Raw genomic sequence first — 16,993 nt, forward strand, 5'->3', positions numbered from 1 at the left:
GATGTCAGTAAGCAGGAGCGCGACGATGCCCTACGCCCATACCTTCAAAGCCAATCCGCATTGGCTGCCGCGGCAGAAGAGCACCGCCATTCGCGACATTCCCGGCGAGGACGGGCTGCCGTTCGTCGGCAACACCTTCCGAATGCTCAAGGATCCGGTGCGGTTCGGCCGCCACATGATCGACAGTTATGGCCCGGTGTTCCGCAACAATGCGTTTGGCGGGCCGACCGTCAGCTTGATCGGTCCCGAGGCCAACGAACTCGTCCTGTTCGACCGCGACCGCGTCTTCTCGTCGGAGCAGGGCTGGGGGCCGTTGCTCAACCTGCTCTTCCCGCGCGGGCTGATGTTGATGGATTTCGACAAGCACCGCGCCGACCGCCGCGTGATGTCGGTCGCGTTCAAGCCCGAGCCGATGCGGCATTATGCCGAGACGCTCGACATCGGCATCGCGCGCACCGTGGCGGACTGGGGCAACCAGCCGATGCGCTTCTATGATGCGATCAAGGAGTTGACGCTCGATCTCGCCGCCGAGAGCTTTCTCGGCATGCCGCTCGGCCCCGAGGCGACGCGGATCAACCAGGCGTTCGTCGATGAGGTGCAGGCCTCGATCACCCCGATCCGCGTGCCGCTGCCGGGATCGCAGATGCGCAAGGGCGTGCGCGCGCGGGCCTATCTGATCGACCTGTTCGAACGCGAGATCCCGGCGCGGCGGGCAGGCGCGGGGCAGGACTTCTTCTCGCAATTCTGCCGCGCGACCGACGATGATGGCCAGCCGCTCGCCGCCGATGCGATCGCCGACCACCTGAACTTCCTGATGATGGCGGCGCACGACACGATCACATCGTCGGCGACGAGCCTCGTCATGCTGCTCGGGCGGAACCCCGAATGGCAGGAGAAGCTGCGCGCCGAGATCGCCGAGCTCGGCCGCAACGATGCAGGCGGGCTGCCGTATGGCCAGCTCGATCGGCTGGTGCTGACCGACATGGCGTTCAAGGAATCGCTGCGGCTGATCCCGCCCGTCCCCTCCTTGCCGCGCCGCGCGGTGAAACCGTTAGATTTCGGCGGCTTTCATATCCCGGCGGGGACGACGGTGAGCGTGAGCGTCGCGTATACGCACACTATGCCCGAACTGTGGCCCGATCCGCTGCGCTTTGACCCGCTGCGCTTCACCCCCGATGCGGTGCGCGCGCGGCACAAATATGCGTGGGTCCCGTTCGGCGGCGGTGCACATATGTGTCTCGGGCTGCATTTCGCGACGATGCAGATCCGCATCCTCATCGCGCATCTGCTCAGCCGTTATCGCATCGAGCTCGATGCTGGGGCGGGTGATGTCTGGCAGGCCTGGCCGATCCCGCGGCCGAAGGATGGGTTGCCGTTGCGGTTTGTCCCGCTGGGGTGAGGTGACGCGATTGAGCGCCCGCTAGATTCGTCGAGCCGGGGGGCGTTCGACCTCGATCGCGATCGGCTGCACGGGCGCGACGCGACAGTGTCCCGATCACCGTATCGTCGTGGTATGCCCGTGATTGGCCGGAACGGCACGATCAGACGCGGCAGACCGCAATCTCCGACGATTGCCCCAGGACGAGGCGACGGGGTCGCCTGGGGGCGGCACGGCGTAGTGGGAGGCCCATTCCGACTGAGCGTCTCGCACTAACTACTGATTCGCCGCGACCAGCGCGCGCCCGGCCCTGTGTCGTCCGGCGTGACTCCAAACCGATGCCAAGCCCGGCCGTAAGCGCATCAGACAGCGACGCACATTGTCTGCTGACGCGACGGACGAAAACCACCCGTTCATCTAAAATCTAGGCTGAAACGAAAACAGACCCGAAGGCCTGTGATCATGTTTTCCCCAAAGGAAAACTGGAGCGGGCGAAGGGATTCGAACCCTCGACCCCAACCTTGGCAAGGTTGTGCTCTACCCCTGAGCTACGCCCGCTCTGGCGTTTACGGCCCAATCAGTCGTTGACTGGGCGGGTAAGGTGGCGGGCTCTAACAGCGACTTTCATACTCGGCAACCCCTTATCGCGATTGCGTGCAGATCGTTTGATAAAAGGGTTGGCTTCGTACGCTGAGCGCCCACATAAGGCGCACAGCACACAAGATTGGAGCGACACTTGGCCACCCTGGGAATGAGCGCTGCAGAACGCGACGCGGTGGAGAGCTTCCGCCGCGATGTCGTCGAGCCGTCGATGACCAAGCTCGTCGTGATCGATTTCTGGGCGGAGTGGTGCGGGCCGTGCAAGGCGCTGACGCCGCTGCTCGAGAAAGTCGCCGCGGCCTATGCCGACAAGGGCGTGCTGCTCGCCAAGATCGACACCGACAAGAATCAGTTCATCGCCGCGCAGTTCCAGATCAAGTCGATCCCGACGGTCTATGCGATGTTCCAGGGGCAGCTCGTCGCCGATCTGACGCCCGCGCGCACCGAGACGCAGTTGCGGACGATGCTCGACCAGCTGCTCAAGCAATTGCCGCTCGAAAGCGAGGCGGCGAGCCTCGAGGCCGAACTCGAGCCGCTGATCGCGATGGGCGAGCAAGTGCTCGTCGAAGGCGATGCCGAGCGCGCAGTGAGCGTGTTTGCGCAATTGAGCGAGATGGCGCCCGAGCATCCTGCGGTGCTGTCGGGCATGGTCCGCGCGCTCGTTGCTGCCGGGCAGACCGACGAGGCCGAGGCGGCGATCGCGGCACTTCCCGAGGAGTTCGCCAAGCTTCCCGAGATCGAGCGTGCGCGTACTGCGCTGGCGCTGGCGCGCGAAGTGCAGCCGGTCGATGATCTTGCCGGGCTCGCCGCCGAGGTTGCGGCCAACCCCGAGAATTTCGACAAGCGCTTCGAGCTTGCTGGCGGCCAGATGGCGGCGGGCGACCGCGATGCGGCGGCCGACACGCTGCTCGCGATGATCGCGGCCGACCGGACATGGAACGAGGGCGCCGCGCGGACGCAATTGCTCAAGATCTTCGAGGTCGTCGGGCTCGAGGATCCGTGGGTCTCGGCGCAGCGGCGCAAGCTCTCGGCGATCCTGTTCGGATGACGATCACGCGGCTCTCGATCTTCCCGCTGCCGGGCGCGTTGCTGTTTCCGGGCATGCATCTCCCGCTGCACATCTTCGAGCCGCGCTATCGCGCGATGATCTCGGACGCGATGGCACGTGACCGGCGGATCGGCATGGTCCAGCCGCGCCCCAACGTGCCGGCGCGGTCCGACAAGCCACCGCTGTTCGAGATCGGCTGCGTCGGCAAGATCGCCGAGTTCGAAGCGAGCGAGGACGGGCGCTACAATCTCATCCTCGAGGGACTGTCGCTGTTCCGCATCGTGCGCGAACTCGACGTGACGACGGCGTTCCGCCAGGTCGAGGCCGAGCTGATCCCGGGTCCGAGCGAGCCCGAGATCCTCTCGCTCTCGCGCCGCTCGGCGCTCGAGAGCGAATCGCGCGCCTTTGCCGATGCACAGGGCTATGCGGTCGATTGGGATGCGGTGACGCGGCTCGACGACGAGGCGCTGGTCAACGGCATCGCGCAGATCGCGCCGTTCGACGTGGCGGCGAAGCAGGCGCTGCTCGAGGCGGGGCGAATCGAGGATCGCGCCGAGCTGATCATCCAGCTGATGCAGTTCTTCGGGCGGCACGACGGCGAGGATTCGGTGACGCTGCAATGAAGGACGCCGAGAAGCGCAAGGGTCGCGCCGGCGGGGCTGCGATGATGTTGGGCATGTTCTTCGCGACGCTGTTCGACCCCAAGAAAGGCGCGGCGATCGTGCAGATCGATACGCAGCGGCGAATCGGTAGCGAGAGCGACCGGATCACGGCGACGGCGAACGCGCCTCCGACGAGTGTGCGGAGTGAGCGCGACTGATCTAGCGAGATCGTGTCGGCGTTGGTGGAATGGTTCGCGCAGAGGCGTGGAGGACGCAGAGATGATGCGCTTTGGGTTGTAGGGGCCACACCTTCCCCTAATTGCTTTCCCGCTTTTCCCCCAAACCGCTTCCCCGGCGAAGGCCGGGGCCCAGTCGGAATGGCCGAAATGATCGAGCGCAGCGTGCGACCAAGAAGCGTGCGGCTCCTGGGCCCCGGCCTCCGCCGGGGAAGCGCACTCTAATAGAGCGCACCCTAGCAACGCGATCCTCCGCGTCCTCCGCGCCTCTGCGCGAACCCAATCGACGCTGCCGCGAGCGTTGCCGCAGAAGAGGCTAGACCGTAATCCCCTGCAGCAACTTCGGCACATCCCCGCTCTCGCCGCGCGCCTCTGCGATGAAGCGGCGCTTGAGCGGCGGTACGCGCTGCACCGCCGACAGACCCATCCGCCGCACCGCATTGGCGGTCTTGCCGGGAATCCCGAACAGCCGCGTCAGACCGTCGGTCGCGACCGACACCATCAAGGTATCGAGGCTGCGCCAGCGATCATAGCGCGCGAGCAATTGCGGATCGCCGAGATCGAGCCCCGAGCGCTTGCCCTCGACCAGCACTTCGACCAGCGTTGCGACGTCGCGGAAGCCGACATTGACGCCCTGGCCCGCGATTGGATGGATCCCGTGCGCGGCGTCCCCGACCAATGCGAGCCGGTCGGACACGATCTTCGCGGCATGATGGAATCCGAGCGGATAGCTCATCCGATGGCCAAGCGGCCCGAGCTTGCCGAGAAACCCGCCGATTCGCTTGTCGGCCTCGGCGAGCCAGCCGCGATCGGACAGCTTCATCATCCCCGGCGCCTGGTCATGCGTCACCGACCAGACGATGCACGACCGATGCCCCTGCTCGTCGTCGTTGAGCGGCAGGATCGCGAACGGGCCGTCGGGGTAGAAGATCTCGAACGCGATATTCTCGTGGCTGCGTTCGTGGTGCAGCGAGGTGACGATCGCGGCATTGTCGTAGGTCCAGCGCGCGACGCGCAGGCCTGCGGCTTCACGCGTCGGCGAATTGCGGCCCTCGGCGGCGATCAGCAGCGGGGCCTTGATGACGGCACCCGAATCGAGCGTGACGGTGACGCCCGCCGCGCCGCGATCGATCGAGACCGCGCGCGTCTGCATCCGCACGTCGACATTCGCGGCAGATGACGCCGCTTCGAACAGCGCTGCACGCAGCTTGCGGTTCTCGACCATATGCCCGAGCGCGCCGTCGCCCGGCTCGGGCTCGAAATCGAGCGCGCCGGGTTCCAACCCGTCGCTCACGCGGATTCCCTGGATCGGGCACGCGAAGGGCGCGAGCCGGTCGGCGACGCCGATCGCCTGCAGCATCCGCCACGGCGCACCGGCGATCGCCGAGGCGCGCCCGTCGAAACCCGCGGCGAGAATCACCGCGGGATCGGCAATGTCGATGACGATGGCGGTGAGTCCATGCGTGTCGAGCGCCACGGCGAGCGCGCTGCCGACGAGTCCGCCGCCGAGGATGATGACGTCTGCTGTATCCATACGCGCTGCTGTAGCGCCTCGGCCGGGCGCTCGCCAGCCCGCAAAGTCTTGACGGCGGAGCCGCCGCGCGCGATGAATCCGCAGCACAGACAGCGAACATCGGGACAAGAGATCATGGCGAGCCGCGCGCAGCCACCCTTATGGCGTGAGACCGTCAAGGCCGGCGCCGTGCGCAGCGGCGCATTGCTTGCCGCGATCACGCTCGTCGTGCTGGTCGTTTTGCTCGTCGTCGCGGTCGCGAGCTATCATGCGAGCGACCCGTCGCTCAACACCGCCTCGGGCGCGGCGGCGCGTAACTGGCTCGGCAAGCCCGGTGCGCTCGTTGCCGATGGCGCATTCTGGCTGCTGGGACCCGGCTTCCTGCTGGTGTTGCCGACGGCGGTGCTGGTCGCGCTGCGGCTGTGGCGCGGCGTCCCGGTCGGGCGTTGGCGGTTGATGTTTGGCGCATCGCTTGGCGGTGTCGCGTTGATCGGGACGGCGTTCGCGCTGATCTGGGCGGCGGCGGTGCAAGTGCTGCCGGCGGGTTATGGCGGCGCGGTCGGGCTCGGCCTGGCCGACGTGCTGCGCGCGTTGATCGGCCTGCTGCCCAATCCCAATGCGGTGTTGTGGACGACGCGCGGGATCGCGGTGGTGCTCGGGTTCGCCGGGCTCGCGCTCTGGGCGTACAGCTTCACGATCGACGTCAGCGAGCGTGCGCCGCGGATCGCGCGTGAACCCAAGCGGCTGACCGATCAGCGGCGCGACCGTGGCGACGAGACGGACGACGAAGTCTTCGCGCCCGAGCCGACCCCGCGCAAGCTGTCGATGCCGCGTGCGCTTGCGAGCCCCGATGTCCGCCCCGGCCCGGTGATCGCCGACCGCGCGATGACGCCGGTGACGCTGGCCAAGCCACGCGCAAAGCAGACCTCGATGGATTTCGGCGACAAGTCGACCTTGCCCTCGCTCGACCTGCTCAACCCGTCGCCGCCCGCGATCGGCGGGCCGGTCGACAAGGTCGCGCTCGATCGCAATGCGCGGCTGCTCGAGACGGTGCTGAGCGACTTCCACGTCAAGGGATCGATCATCAACGTGCGGCCCGGCCCGGTCGTGACGATGTACGAGCTCGAGCCCGCACCCGGCATCAAGGCGAGCCGCGTGATCCAGCTCGCCGACGATATCGCGCGCAACATGTCGGCGGTGTCGGCACGCGTCGCGACGATCCCGGGGCGCACCGTGATCGGTATCGAGCTCCCGAACGCCAAGCGCGAGACGGTGGGCCTGCGCGAGCTGATCGATTCGCTCGACGACCAGCCGGGCTCGCTGTCGCTGGTGCTCGGCAAGAATATCGCGGGCGATCCCGTCATCGCCGATCTCGCGCCGATGCCGCATCTGCTCGTCGCGGGCACCACCGGCTCGGGCAAGTCGGTCGGGCTCAACTGCATGATTCTGTCGCTGCTCTATCGGCTCAAGCCCGAAGAGTGCCGGATGATCATGATCGATCCCAAGATGCTCGAATTGAGCATGTACGAGGACATCCCGCATCTCTACGCGCCGGTCGTGACCGATCCGTCGAAGGCGGTGCGCGCGCTGAAATGGACCGTCGAGCAGATGGAGGACCGCTATCGCCAGATGTCCTCGCTCGGCGTGCGGTCGCTGGCGAGCTTCAACGACAAGGTTCGCGCGGCCAAGGCCAAGGGCCAGCCGCTCGGCCGCAAGGTGCAAACCGGATACGAGCCCGGCACCGGCGCGCCGATCTACGAGGAAGAGACGCTCGACTATCAGGTGCTGCCGCAGATCGTCGTGATCATCGACGAGCTCGCCGATCTGATGATGACCGCGGGCAAGGAAGTCGAATTCCTGATCCAGCGGCTCGCGCAGAAGGCGCGCGCGGCAGGCATCCATCTGATCATGGCGACACAGCGTCCGTCGGTCGACGTCATCACCGGCGTGATCAAGGCGAACCTGCCGACGCGAATCAGCTTCCACGTGACCAGCAAGATCGATTCGCGCACGATTCTGGGCGAACAGGGCGCCGAGCAGCTGCTCGGCAAGGGCGACATGCTCTACATGCCCGGCGGCAAGGGCATCGTCCGCGTCCACGGGCCGTTCGTGTCGGACGACGAAGTGCGCGCCGTCACCGATCACTGGCGCGCGCAGGGGCAGCCCGATTACAACCAGGCGATCACCGAGGAGCCCGAGGACGGCTTCGCGATGGACGGCGCGCCGACCGGCGAGGATACCGCCGAGGACCAGCAATATCGCACCGCGATCCAGCTCGTCGTCGAAAGCCAGAAGGCGTCGACCTCATGGCTGCAGCGCCAGCTGCGCGTCGGCTACAACAGCGCGGCGCGGCTGATCGAGCGGATGGAGAAGGACGGCATCGTCGGTCGCCCCGACCATGTCGGGCGCCGCGAAGTGCTGCGCGACCGCGACGGGAACCCGGTGTGAGGGAACCGGGCGTGCCGGCTTCGGTTCAGAGCGGGTTCAAGCCGCCTCGGGCTTAAGCGGCGGCGTCAGGAGAATATTCGTGTCCCTTCGTTACCCAACGCTTCTTGCCGCGCTCGCCGCGCCGGCGCTTGTCTCGGCCGCGCCCGTCGCCGACCTGTCGCTGGTGCAAAAGCATCTCCAGTCGGTCGAGAGCATGACCGCATCGTTCACGCAGACCGATCGCGGCGGAAAGGTGCTGACCGGCGTGCTGACGCTCAAGAAGCCCGGCAAGATCCGTTTCCAATATGAGAAGGGCGTGCCGATCCTCATCGTCGGCGACGGCAAGTCGCTCTGGTTTCTCGATTACTCGGTCGGCCAGAAGCAGCGCTGGCCGATCGGCGGGTCGCCGCTCGGCATCCTGCTCGATCCGTCGCGTGACATGCGCGGGATCGCGAGCGTGGTGCCGACCGGCAATCCCGAGACCGTCGCGGTCGATGCCGCCGACCCCAAGCATCCCGAATATGGCCGGATCAGCCTGGTGTTCGTGCGCAATGCGACCGCGCCGGGCGGGCTGATGCTGCAGGGCTGGGTCGCGCTCGATTCGCAGAACAACCGCACGACGATTCGGCTGTCGAACCAGCGCTTCAACGCGCCCGTCAGCAACTCGGCGTTCCAATGGCGCGATCCGACGCCAGCGTCGGGCAGAAAATAACCTGCGCTAGGATCGGTTCATATTGGCGACAGGTTTGCAGCGGTAATGCGGTTTTGCGGATGCGAGGTGCTACCGGGATTTTTCCCCCTGTTGCCCGGACCCTTGCTTCCCGCCTGCGTGACGAACGCTAGGTCGGCCCTCGCTCCATGCCCCCGGAGCGAGGGCCTTTCCATGTCCGGTAGCGGCGGGTGGCGCGGGGCCCTTGCGATGGCTACAGCGCTCGCATGACGACACCGCTCAAGATCGTATCGTGGAACATCAATTCGGTCCGCTTCCGCCTCGACATCGTCGAACAATTCCTGCGCGAGATGGCCCCCGACATCCTCTGCCTGCAGGAAACCAAGGTGGTCGATCAGGATTTCCCGACCGAGAGCTTCCGTGCGCTCGGCTACACCCACATCGTGCTCCATGGGCAGAAGATGCACCACGGCGTCGCGATCGTGTCGAAGGTCCCGCTCGTCGAGGATGACCGCTTCGACTGGCAAGCCAATCAGGAAGCACGCCATGTCGGCGTGCGGCTCGAATCGGGGCTGCGGATCGAGAATGTCTATGTGCCCGCCGGCGGCGACGTGCCCGATCGCGCGGTGAACCCCAAATTCGGCCAGAAGCTCGATTTTCTCGAGCGGATGACGCAGTGGTCGCAGGGGCTGACCGTGCCGACGGTGCTCGTCGGCGATCTCAACATCGCGCCGCTCGAATCCGACGTGTGGAGCCATAAGCAATTGCTCAAGACCGTCAGCCATACGCCGATCGAGGTCGCGGCGATCGACCGGCTCAAGGCGTCGAACAGCTGGGTCGATCTCGGGCGGCATTTCTTCCCGGCGCCTGCGCGACTGCACACGTGGTGGAGCTATCGCTCGGTTGACTGGACGGTCAATGATCGCGGCCGGCGGCTCGACCATATGTGGGCGACCGCCGATGTTGCGGCCAAGGCGACGCGGCACCATGTCTATGAGGAATGCCGCAGTTGGCTCAAACCCTCCGACCATGTGCCGATCATGACCGAGTTCGCGATATGAGCGCTTCCATTCCTGGCGACGCGCACAAGACCGCGCTCGCAATCGATGCGTTGCGGCGCGGCTGGCCGGTCGCGATCGCGGGTGCCGACGGCACGCTCGCGCTGCTGCCGATCGAGACCGCTGATCCGCCGCGGCTTGCCGCGTTCGATCCGGACGCAAGCGCGCCGCTTTTGCTTTCGGCTGGCCGCTCGGCGACGCTCAAGCTCGCCAACCAGCTCGAGGCAGCAGCACCCGATGCGCCGGTGCTGGTCGAGCGCGTGCCGTGGATCGACTTTGCGATGGCGACCGCGCTTGCCGATCCGCAATTCGATCTCGACACGCCGATGAAGGGACCGTTCCGCGCGATCCACCTCGCCGAGACCGAAGCAGGGGCCGCTGCGCTACGCCTCGCGCGGATCGGCGGCGTGCTGCCGGCATTCTTTGCGCGCGCGGGCGAATCGGCCGCGCTGGTGCTGACACCGGGCGATATCGACGCGCATGAGGACGCCGCGCGGCTCACCATCGCGACGCGCGCGCATCTCCCCGTCGTCGGCGCCGAAGATGCCGAGATCGTCGCGTTCCGGACGCCGGAAATGCCCGGCGAGCATATCGCGCTGCTGATCGGCAAGCCCGACGGCCGCCCGCCGCTCGTGCGGCTGCACAGCGAGTGTTTGACCGGCGACATGCTCGGCAGCCTCAAATGCGACTGCGGGCCACAACTCCACGCTGCGATCGACGCGATTGCCGTGAGCGGATGGGGGATCGTGCTCTACCTGCGCCAGGAAGGACGCGGGATCGGGCTGATCAACAAACTGCGCGCCTATGCGCTGCAGGATCAGGGGTTCGACACGGTCGACGCCAATACGCGGCTCGGCTTCGCGGTCGATTCGCGCAATTTCGCCGTGGCGGCGCGGATGCTCGCATTGCTCGGGCAGACCTCGGTACGGCTGCTGACCAACAATCCGCAGAAGGTCGCACAACTCGAGGGCGCAGGGATCCGCGTGGTCGAGCGCGTGCCGCATTTCCTCCCGGCCAACCCGCACAACGAGCGCTATCTCGCGACCAAGCGCGACCGGACGGGGCATCAGTTCTAGGCGATAAGGCGCCGGATCGTCGCGAAGTCGCCCGCCACGTCGTGCACCCCGATCGCGCGCAGCTTGTCGGCATGGTCGGGCCCGCAATGCGTGCCGCCGACGAAGCCGATGACATGCGCCCCCGAGGCGACCGCGCCGGTCGCCCCGACGGGCGAATCCTCGACGATCACGCAGCGCGCGATGTCGACGCCGAGTGCTGCTGCGGCGTGAAGATAGATGTCGGGTGCAGGCTTGCCGTTGACGACATGTTCCTTGCCCGAGAACAAGCGGTCGCCGAATGCATCCCGCAGGCCGATATGCTCGAGATGCCGCGCGATCCATGCGGTCGAGCTCGACGAGGCAATCGCCTTGGGCTGCGTGGGCGGCAAGTCGAGAATGAACTGCACCGCCCCTTCGACCGCGTCGATCCCCTCGCGCATCACGCGATCGTCCTCGGCGCGGCGTGCGGTGTGGAAATCGTCGGGAAGCGTGCGCCCGATCCAGCGCTCGACCGCGCCGATGAACGACGGGCCCGACAGGCCCATGAAATTGGCGAACGAATCGGCCGCCGTCGTCGGATGGCCGATGCGCGTCAGATAATCGGCGATCTGGCGGTTGCCGACCGCTTCGCTTTCGATCAGCACGCCGTCGAAATCGAAGATGATCGCATCGAAGGTCATGCGCGGCTTCCAAACAGAGCGGTGCCGACGCGGACATGCGTCGCGCCAAGCATCACCGCGGTTTCGTAATCGCCCGACATTCCCATGCTGAGCGCATCGAGACCGTGGTCGCGCGCGATCTTGGCGAGCAGCGCGAAATAGGGGGCGGCCTCGGTTTCGAGCGGTGGGACCGCCATCAGCCCGAGGATCGGCAATGCCGCGGCACGCGCTTCAGCGAGCAAGGCGGGGAGGTCCGCGATCGGACAGCCGCCCTTTTGCGGCTCGTCGCCAATGTCGACCTGAAGGAAGCAGTCGGGCCGGCGGTCGCGCTTGTCCATCGCGCGGCCGAGCGCGGTGACGAGCGAAAGGCGGTCGACCGAATGGATCACATCGAACAAGCCGACGGCATCCTCGGCCTTGTTCGATTGCAGCTGCCCGACGAGATGGAGCGCGACACCCGAATAGGCATCACGCAGCGCGGGCCATTTGGCCTGCGCTTCCTGCACGCGATTCTCGCCGAACGCGCGCTGGCCGGCGATGAGCAAGGGCTCGATCGCTTCGGCGGGCTTGGTCTTTGAGACGGCGATCAGCGTGACCGACTCGGGTTTGCGGTCGGCAAGCGCGGCGGCATGGGCGATCTTAGCCTGGACGGCGGCGAGCGCAGCGGCAGGGGCGGCGGTGGGGTCGTCGGTGGACATTGGCGGCGCTATAGGCGCGACTATGCCCCTGCGTCACCCCATATGCCGCAATCGTCCCACGCCGGCGCTGTGGCTGATGACCGACGAGCGGATGGGCGCGGCGCTATGGCCCGCGCTCGCCGCGCTTCCGAAGGGAAGCGGGGTGGTGTTCCGGCATTTCGCCACTGCGCCCGCCGAGCGCGCCGCGCTGTTCGCCCGCGTCGCGCAGATCGCACGGCAGCGGGCGCTCGTGCTGGTCGAGGGCGGCGGCGCCGCGCAACGCCGCGCGCTGCACCCGGCGCATTCGCTTCGCGAGGCGATCGCCGCACGCCGCGCCGGTGCCGCCGCGGTGCTGGTCTCGCCGGTCTATCCGACGCGAACGCATCCCGGCGCGCGCGCGCTTGGGCCGTTGCGCGCCGCGGCGATCGCGCGTGCAGCGGGATGTCCGGCAATCGCGCTGGGCGGCATGACGCGCGCGCGGTTCAAGCGGATGGAGGCGCTGGGGTTTGTCGGCTGGGCGGCGATCGACGGGCTGACGCCCTGAGTCGCGTCAGAAGCGGAACGCGGTCCCGACATAGACGGCCTGGCTGTCGCGACGAGTCGCATCGGCGGCAGGCTGTTCGATCAAACGATCCCGCTCGGCCTTGTAGCGGACGCCGGCAGTGACATCGATCCGCCGCGTCAGCGCATACGAGCCGCCGACGTCGATCGAATAGGCCGGGGCGTCCTCGATCAACTTGGGCGCGCCGGCGAGCGGACGATCGGTCGCTGCCTTGACGCGGCCGGTGAAGCGGTTGCCGGTATAGCTCACGCCGAGATCGGCGGCCTCGCGACCACCGGGCAGACCGGCGAGGTCGACCTTCGAGACGTCGCCCGAGACGGCGAAGCGCTTCCAGCCGACGGCGACGCCGAGATTGTAGGCGATCGGCGTCAGGCTGGTGGTCGAGGCCGCAACCGGCGCAGTACGATCGACCACGGCGATGCCGCGCGCCGAGCGGGCGCGAATCGCAACCGTCACGGGACGGGCGCCTTCGCCGCGTGCATCGGACGGGGTGAAGCGGAAGCCGCTGGTATCGAGACCACCGCGCGCGAAGATCGCAGCGAGCCGGGGATCTGCAGACGCCGGAGTGAACGAACCGATGCCACGCACGAACACGGGCCGCTTGGCGGCAAAGCGTGCCGCTGGCGATTCGCTTGCGCCGAGTGCCGGAGCCACGGCACAGCCGAGGGCGACGAGCGACCCCACAGCAATCCCGGACAACCAACGAACAGACAACACGTGCGACCCCTTTGTGCGAGCCTCAATTCGGCATCGCTTATCTGACAACGCGCCTATCACGAATCAATTCCGTCGCACCACCGTAATGGCGCAATTTCCCTGAAGAGTGTCACGAAGGACACACATTGCGCGATGCCCCGCTCGACCTTGCCCAATCGTCGAAGGAGCCGCCGGAGGTGTTGCTTGCGGCGAACGCGCAACATTCTATAGATACCGCCACTCCCAAGTCTCCGTTTTGCTCAGGAACCGCCGATGATCCGCCGCTCAGGCACCGCGCCCCGCACCCTTTTCGTGGTTTCATGCGCGCTTGCCGCAACGCTGTCGCTCGGCGCGTGCGGCCAAAAGGGTGGCCGCCCGGTCAACGCCGATCTCGCCGCGTCGAAGGTGACGACGATCGGCGTCAATGCGTATCTCTGGCGCGCGAGCCTCGACACGCTGAGCTTCATGCCGCTGCTGCAGACCGATTCGAACGGCGGCGTGATCGTGACCGACTGGTACATCAACCCGGCGGCGCCGTCGGAGCGCGTCAAGGTGACGGTGACGATCCTCGACCAGGATCTGCGCGCCGACGGCCTGCGCGTTGCAGCGCTTCGCCAGGTCAACCAGGGCGGCCAGTGGGTTGCGGCCCCGGTCCAGGCGGCAACCGTCCAGAAGCTCGAAGACATCATCCTGACCAAGGCGCGTGACCTGCGTCGCGCCGCCGTCGCGGGCTGAGGCAGCACTCTTATGGCGTCACGCTTCAATGCGCTGAAGGCGGACGCGGCTTGGCAGAAGGTGTGGGACGACCGCGCCACCTTCGCCGCGGACGATAGCTCGACCAAGCCGCGTTCCTACGTGCTCGAGATGTTCCCCTATCCGTCGGGGAAGATCCACATGGGGCATGTCCGCAACTATACGATGGGCGATGTGCTCGCGCGCTATCGGCGGATGACCGGTATGGAAGTGCTCCACCCGATGGGGTGGGACGCGTTCGGCATGCCTGCCGAGAATGCCGCGATGGAGAAGGGCGTCCATCCCGGCGGCTGGACGCGCGACAATATCGCGACGATGAAGGCGCAGCTGAAGCGGCTGGGCTTCGCGCTCGATTGGAGCCGCGAGCTCGCGACCTGCGAGCCCGACTATTACGGGCACGAGCAGGCGCTGTTCCTCGATCTGTTCGCGGCCGGGCTCGTCTATCGCAAGGAAAGCTCGGTCAATTGGGATCCGGTCGACATGACCGTGCTCGCCAACGAGCAGGTCATCGATGGGCGCGGCTGGCGCTCGGGCGCGCTGGTCGAGCGGCGCAAGCTGTCGCAGTGGTTCCTCAAGATCACCGATTTTGCCGACGAATTGCTCGAAGGCCTCGACGGGCTCGAGCATTGGCCCGACAAGGTCAAATTGATGCAGGAGAATTGGATCGGGCGCAGCCAGGGGCTGCAGTTCCGGTTCAAGCTGTCCGACGGCGGCGCGGTCGAGGTGTTCACCACGCGCCCCGACACGATCTTCGGGTCGAGCTTCGTCGCGGTCGCTGCCGATCACCCGATCGCGCAGGCGCTGGCGGCCGAGAACCCCGCCGCCGCCGAGTTCATCGCTGTGTGCAAGCGCGGCGGCACCACCGCGGCCGAGCTCGACACGCAGGAGAAGCTGGGCTTCGACACCGGCCTCACCGCGGCGCATCCGTTCGACCCCGCGTGGCAGCTGCCGGTCTACATCGCGAACTTCGTGCTGATGGAATATGGCACCGGCGCGGTGTTCGGCGTCCCCGCGCACGACCAGCGCGATCTCGATTTCGCGCGGAAATACGATCTTCCGGTACGCCGCGTCGTCTCCGACGGCGACGTGACCGACCCGGCGTTCGAGGGCACCGAAGCCGCGACTGGCCCGGGAACGCTCGTCAACTCGCACTTCCTCGACGGCATGGACGTCGAGGACGCCAAGCGCGTGGTCATCCAGCGCGCCGAGGGCGAGGGTTGGGGCACCGGCTCGACCGTGTTCCGCCTGCGCGACTGGGGCGTCAGCCGTCAGCGCTATTGGGGCACGCCGATCCCGATCATCCATTGCGACGCGTGCGGCGCAGTGGCGGTGCCCAAGGATCAACTCCCCGTCGTGCTGCCCGAGGACGTGTCGTTCGACATCCCCGGCAACCCGCTCGACCGCCATCCGACGTGGAAGCATGTCGCTTGCCCGTCATGCGGTGGTGAGGCGCGGCGCGAGACCGATACGCTCGACACCTTCGTCGATTCGTCGTGGTACTTCATCCGCTTCGCCAGCCAGCCCAAGGACCAGCCGTTCGACCGCGCCGTTGCGGAAAAGTGGCTGCCGGTCGCGCAATATATCGGCGGGGTCGAGCATGCGATCCTGCATCTGCTCTATGCGCGCTTCTGGACGCGTGCGCTGAAGCATATCGGGCTGCTCGACGTGGCCGAACCCTTCGCCGGCCTGTTCACGCAGGGCATGGTGACGCACGAGACCTATAGCCGCCAGATCACCGAGCTCGGCAGCGACGGCGTCGACAGCATCACCAAGCCGCTATGGCTGTCGCTCGACGATATCGTCCGCAACGGTGATGGCTGGACCGAGAAAGCGACCGGCGAGACGGTCACCGTCGGCCGCGTCGAGAAGATGTCGAAGTCGAAGAAGAACACCGTCGACCCGACCGGCATCGTCGATCAGTATGGTGCCGACGCGACGCGCTGGTTCATGCTCTCCGATTCACCCCCCGAGCGCGATCTGCCGTGGAGCGAGAGCGGGATCGAAGGCTCGTGGCGCTTCATCCAGCGGCTGTGGCGGCTGTTCGACGGCGAGCGTGCCGGGGAGGGTGGTGCCAAAAGCGCCGCGCTCGACCGCAAGCTGCACCAGAGCATCGCCGGCATCGCGCTCGATATCGAGGCGCTGAGCTTCAACAAGGCGGTCGCCAAATTGTACGAGCTCACCGCCGCGATCGAACGCGCCGAGCCCTCAGGCTCGCGAGACACCGCAATCGCCACGCTGATGCGGCTCGTCGCGCCGATGACGCCGCATCTCGCCGAAGAGGCCTGGGCCGCCGCCGGGAACGAAGGCCTGATCGCCGACGCGCCGTGGCCCGCGGTCGATGCGGCGCTGCTGGTCGAGGACGAAGTCACCATCGCGGTGCAGGTCAATGGCAAGCTGCGTGACACGCTCACGCTGCCCAAGGGCCATCCGAGCGATGCGGTCGAGGCCGCGGCGCTCGCGTCGGACAAGATCGTCCGCATCCTCGAAGGCAAAGCCCCTCGGAAGGTCATCGTCGTGCCCGATCGTCTCGTGAACATCGTCGCATGATGCGGCGGCTTGCCCTCCTCGTCCCGTTCGCCGCGCTCGCGCTGGCGGGCTGCGGGCTGCATCCGCTCTACTCGGGCGGCGGCTCTGGCGTGGTCGCGGGCGGGCTGACGCAGATCGAGGTCGGTCCGATCGAAGGCAAGTCGGGCTGGCTGATGACCAACGCGCTGCGCGATCGGCTCCACGCGCAGGCGACCCCGCGCTACCGGCTCGAGATCAAGCTCGACGATCAGATCACCGGGCTCGGCGTCAATCGCGACAACAGCATTTCGCGAGAGCGCCGGACGCTGCGCGCGCGCTATCAGCTGGTCGACCTGTCGAACGGGTCGGTGCTGCTCGACGCGACCGCCGGGTCGGACGCCGGCATCGACGCGGTCAATTCGGAATATGCGACGATCGCGGCCGAAGACACTGCGCTCGAGCGGCTGTCGCAGATCGTTGCCAACCAGATCGTCGCGCGTGTCGCAACCTATGTGCAGCGTACCGCGCCCGAGCCGCGCTGACATGCCCCGCGG

At 66.9% G+C, this 16,993-nt stretch carries 16 protein-coding genes and 1 tRNA gene; 12 read left to right on the top strand and 5 right to left on the bottom strand.

The features are described 5' to 3' along the window. The first annotated feature begins 25 nt into the window (after positions 1-25). Entirely contained in the window at positions 26-1,399 is a 1,374-nt protein-coding gene (locus ABIB28_RS08280) for a cytochrome P450 (protein WP_354287721.1), read from the top strand. A 462-nt stretch (positions 1,400-1,861) separates the two neighbouring features. Here ABIB28_RS08280 and ABIB28_RS08285 read toward each other — a convergent pair. Beyond that, positions 1,862-1,936, bottom strand: a tRNA-Gly gene (locus tag ABIB28_RS08285). Between the two features lie 193 nt (positions 1,937-2,129). Here ABIB28_RS08285 and ABIB28_RS08290 point away from each other — a divergent pair. From ABIB28_RS08290 to ABIB28_RS08300, 3 genes are read left to right on the top strand one after another with little or no spacing between them, the layout of a single operon-like run. Next, positions 2,130-3,026 carry a tetratricopeptide repeat protein gene (locus tag ABIB28_RS08290; RefSeq protein WP_354287723.1) on the top strand — a complete coding sequence of 299 codons (897 nt, stop codon included), beginning with the start codon at positions 2,130-2,132 and terminating at the stop codon, positions 3,024-3,026. Then, positions 3,023-3,649, top strand: a complete 627-nt coding sequence (locus ABIB28_RS08295) for an LON peptidase substrate-binding domain-containing protein (protein ID WP_354287725.1) — start codon at positions 3,023-3,025, stop codon at positions 3,647-3,649. The genes ABIB28_RS08290 and ABIB28_RS08295 overlap by 4 nt, the downstream gene beginning before the upstream one ends. Then, positions 3,646-3,846 (top strand): hypothetical protein, encoded by a 201-nt coding sequence (locus tag ABIB28_RS08300; protein ID WP_354287727.1) that lies wholly within the window; start codon positions 3,646-3,648, stop codon positions 3,844-3,846. The genes ABIB28_RS08295 and ABIB28_RS08300 overlap by 4 nt, the downstream gene beginning before the upstream one ends. A 334-nt stretch (positions 3,847-4,180) precedes the next feature. On the opposite strand, the gene ABIB28_RS08305 is transcribed toward ABIB28_RS08300, so the two are convergent. Then, positions 4,181-5,398 carry a UbiH/UbiF/VisC/COQ6 family ubiquinone biosynthesis hydroxylase gene (locus ABIB28_RS08305; protein ID WP_354287729.1) on the bottom strand — a complete coding sequence of 406 codons (1,218 nt, stop codon included), beginning with the start codon at positions 5,396-5,398 and terminating at the stop codon, positions 4,181-4,183. 114 nt (positions 5,399-5,512) lie between these two features. Here ABIB28_RS08305 and ABIB28_RS08310 point away from each other — a divergent pair, with 114 nt between their 5' ends. The 4 genes from ABIB28_RS08310 to ribA all read left to right on the top strand — a co-directional run bounded on the left by ABIB28_RS08310 (position 5,513) and on the right by ribA (position 10,608). Beyond that, positions 5,513-7,825 carry an FtsK/SpoIIIE family DNA translocase gene (locus ABIB28_RS08310; protein WP_354287731.1) on the top strand — a complete coding sequence of 771 codons (2,313 nt, stop codon included), beginning with the start codon at positions 5,513-5,515 and terminating at the stop codon, positions 7,823-7,825. 79 nt (positions 7,826-7,904) lie between these two features. Further along, positions 7,905-8,516 carry a LolA family protein gene (locus ABIB28_RS08315; RefSeq protein ID WP_133191124.1) on the top strand — a complete coding sequence of 204 codons (612 nt, stop codon included), beginning with the start codon at positions 7,905-7,907 and terminating at the stop codon, positions 8,514-8,516. Between the two features lie 224 nt (positions 8,517-8,740). Beyond that, positions 8,741-9,535 (top strand): exodeoxyribonuclease III, encoded by a 795-nt coding sequence (locus ABIB28_RS08320; RefSeq protein ID WP_354287733.1) that lies wholly within the window; start codon positions 8,741-8,743, stop codon positions 9,533-9,535. Beyond that, positions 9,532-10,608, top strand: a complete 1,077-nt coding sequence (gene ribA, locus ABIB28_RS08325) for a GTP cyclohydrolase II (protein ID WP_133191120.1) — start codon at positions 9,532-9,534, stop codon at positions 10,606-10,608. The genes ABIB28_RS08320 and ribA overlap by 4 nt, the downstream gene beginning before the upstream one ends. On the opposite strand, the gene ABIB28_RS08330 is transcribed toward ribA, so the two are convergent. Both ABIB28_RS08330 and ABIB28_RS08335 read right to left on the bottom strand, forming a co-directional pair. Beyond that, positions 10,605-11,267: an HAD family hydrolase gene (locus ABIB28_RS08330; RefSeq protein WP_354287736.1), complete on the bottom strand. Its 663-nt coding sequence runs from the start codon at positions 11,265-11,267 to the stop codon at positions 10,605-10,607. The two genes, ribA and ABIB28_RS08330, sit on opposite strands and share 4 nt — an antisense overlap. Further along, positions 11,264-11,944 carry a YggS family pyridoxal phosphate-dependent enzyme gene (locus tag ABIB28_RS08335; RefSeq protein WP_354287738.1) on the bottom strand — a complete coding sequence of 227 codons (681 nt, stop codon included), beginning with the start codon at positions 11,942-11,944 and terminating at the stop codon, positions 11,264-11,266. The genes ABIB28_RS08330 and ABIB28_RS08335 overlap by 4 nt, the downstream gene beginning before the upstream one ends. 76 nt (positions 11,945-12,020) lie before the next feature. Between ABIB28_RS08335 and ABIB28_RS08340 the strand changes: the two genes are divergently transcribed. Further along, positions 12,021-12,467, top strand: a complete 447-nt coding sequence (locus tag ABIB28_RS08340) for a thiamine phosphate synthase (protein WP_354287740.1) — start codon at positions 12,021-12,023, stop codon at positions 12,465-12,467. A gap of 6 nt (positions 12,468-12,473) precedes the next feature. Here the strand turns inward: ABIB28_RS08340 and ABIB28_RS08345 are convergent, their stop codons facing one another. Beyond that, positions 12,474-13,139: a hypothetical protein gene (locus ABIB28_RS08345; protein WP_502958222.1), complete on the bottom strand. Its 666-nt coding sequence runs from the start codon at positions 13,137-13,139 to the stop codon at positions 12,474-12,476. A gap of 315 nt (positions 13,140-13,454) precedes the next feature. Between ABIB28_RS08345 and ABIB28_RS08350 the strand changes: the two genes are divergently transcribed. Genes ABIB28_RS08350 through lptE form a run of 3 tightly spaced genes read left to right on the top strand, consistent with a single transcriptional unit; the run spans position 13,455 to position 16,981 of the window. Continuing rightward, a complete protein-coding gene (locus tag ABIB28_RS08350; protein WP_133191112.1) occupies positions 13,455-13,916 on the top strand; it encodes a DUF3576 domain-containing protein in 462 nt (153 codons plus the stop codon). 12 nt (positions 13,917-13,928) lie between these two features. Beyond that, positions 13,929-16,481: a leucine--tRNA ligase gene (leuS, locus tag ABIB28_RS08355; protein ID WP_354287742.1), complete on the top strand. Its 2,553-nt coding sequence runs from the start codon at positions 13,929-13,931 to the stop codon at positions 16,479-16,481. After that, a complete protein-coding gene (gene lptE / locus ABIB28_RS08360; RefSeq protein ID WP_354287744.1) occupies positions 16,478-16,981 on the top strand; it encodes an LPS assembly lipoprotein LptE in 504 nt (167 codons plus the stop codon). The genes leuS and lptE overlap by 4 nt, the downstream gene beginning before the upstream one ends. Positions 16,982-16,993: the final 12 nt, after the last annotated feature.

It is taken from the genome of Sphingomonas sp. UYEF23 (assembly GCF_040546165.1).
GTDB classification, from domain to species: domain Bacteria; phylum Pseudomonadota; class Alphaproteobacteria; order Sphingomonadales; family Sphingomonadaceae; genus Sphingomonas; species Sphingomonas glacialis.

Bases quoted from the DNA above. Each gene is read 5' to 3' on its own strand.
- ABIB28_RS08280 (WP_354287721.1), top strand. From the start codon at position 26: ATGCCCTACGCCCATACCTTCAAAGCCAATCCGCATTGGCTGCCGCGG.
- ABIB28_RS08290 (WP_354287723.1), top strand. From the start codon at position 2,130: ATGAGCGCTGCAGAACGCGACGCGGTGGAGAGCTTCCGCCGCGATGTC.
- ABIB28_RS08295 (WP_354287725.1), top strand. From the start codon at position 3,023: ATGACGATCACGCGGCTCTCGATCTTCCCGCTGCCGGGCGCGTTGCTG.
- ABIB28_RS08300 (WP_354287727.1), top strand. From the start codon at position 3,646: ATGAAGGACGCCGAGAAGCGCAAGGGTCGCGCCGGCGGGGCTGCGATG.
- ABIB28_RS08305 (WP_354287729.1), bottom strand. From the start codon at position 5,398: ATGGATACAGCAGACGTCATCATCCTCGGCGGCGGACTCGTCGGCAGC.
- ABIB28_RS08310 (WP_354287731.1), top strand. From the start codon at position 5,513: ATGGCGAGCCGCGCGCAGCCACCCTTATGGCGTGAGACCGTCAAGGCC.
- ABIB28_RS08320 (WP_354287733.1), top strand. From the start codon at position 8,741: ATGACGACACCGCTCAAGATCGTATCGTGGAACATCAATTCGGTCCGC.
- ribA (WP_133191120.1), top strand. From the start codon at position 9,532: ATGAGCGCTTCCATTCCTGGCGACGCGCACAAGACCGCGCTCGCAATC.
- ABIB28_RS08330 (WP_354287736.1), bottom strand. From the start codon at position 11,267: ATGACCTTCGATGCGATCATCTTCGATTTCGACGGCGTGCTGATCGAA.
- ABIB28_RS08335 (WP_354287738.1), bottom strand. From the start codon at position 11,944: ATGTCCACCGACGACCCCACCGCCGCCCCTGCCGCTGCGCTCGCCGCC.
- ABIB28_RS08340 (WP_354287740.1), top strand. From the start codon at position 12,021: ATGACCGACGAGCGGATGGGCGCGGCGCTATGGCCCGCGCTCGCCGCG.
- ABIB28_RS08350 (WP_133191112.1), top strand. From the start codon at position 13,455: ATGATCCGCCGCTCAGGCACCGCGCCCCGCACCCTTTTCGTGGTTTCA.
- leuS (WP_354287742.1), top strand. From the start codon at position 13,929: ATGGCGTCACGCTTCAATGCGCTGAAGGCGGACGCGGCTTGGCAGAAG.
- lptE (WP_354287744.1), top strand. From the start codon at position 16,478: ATGATGCGGCGGCTTGCCCTCCTCGTCCCGTTCGCCGCGCTCGCGCTG.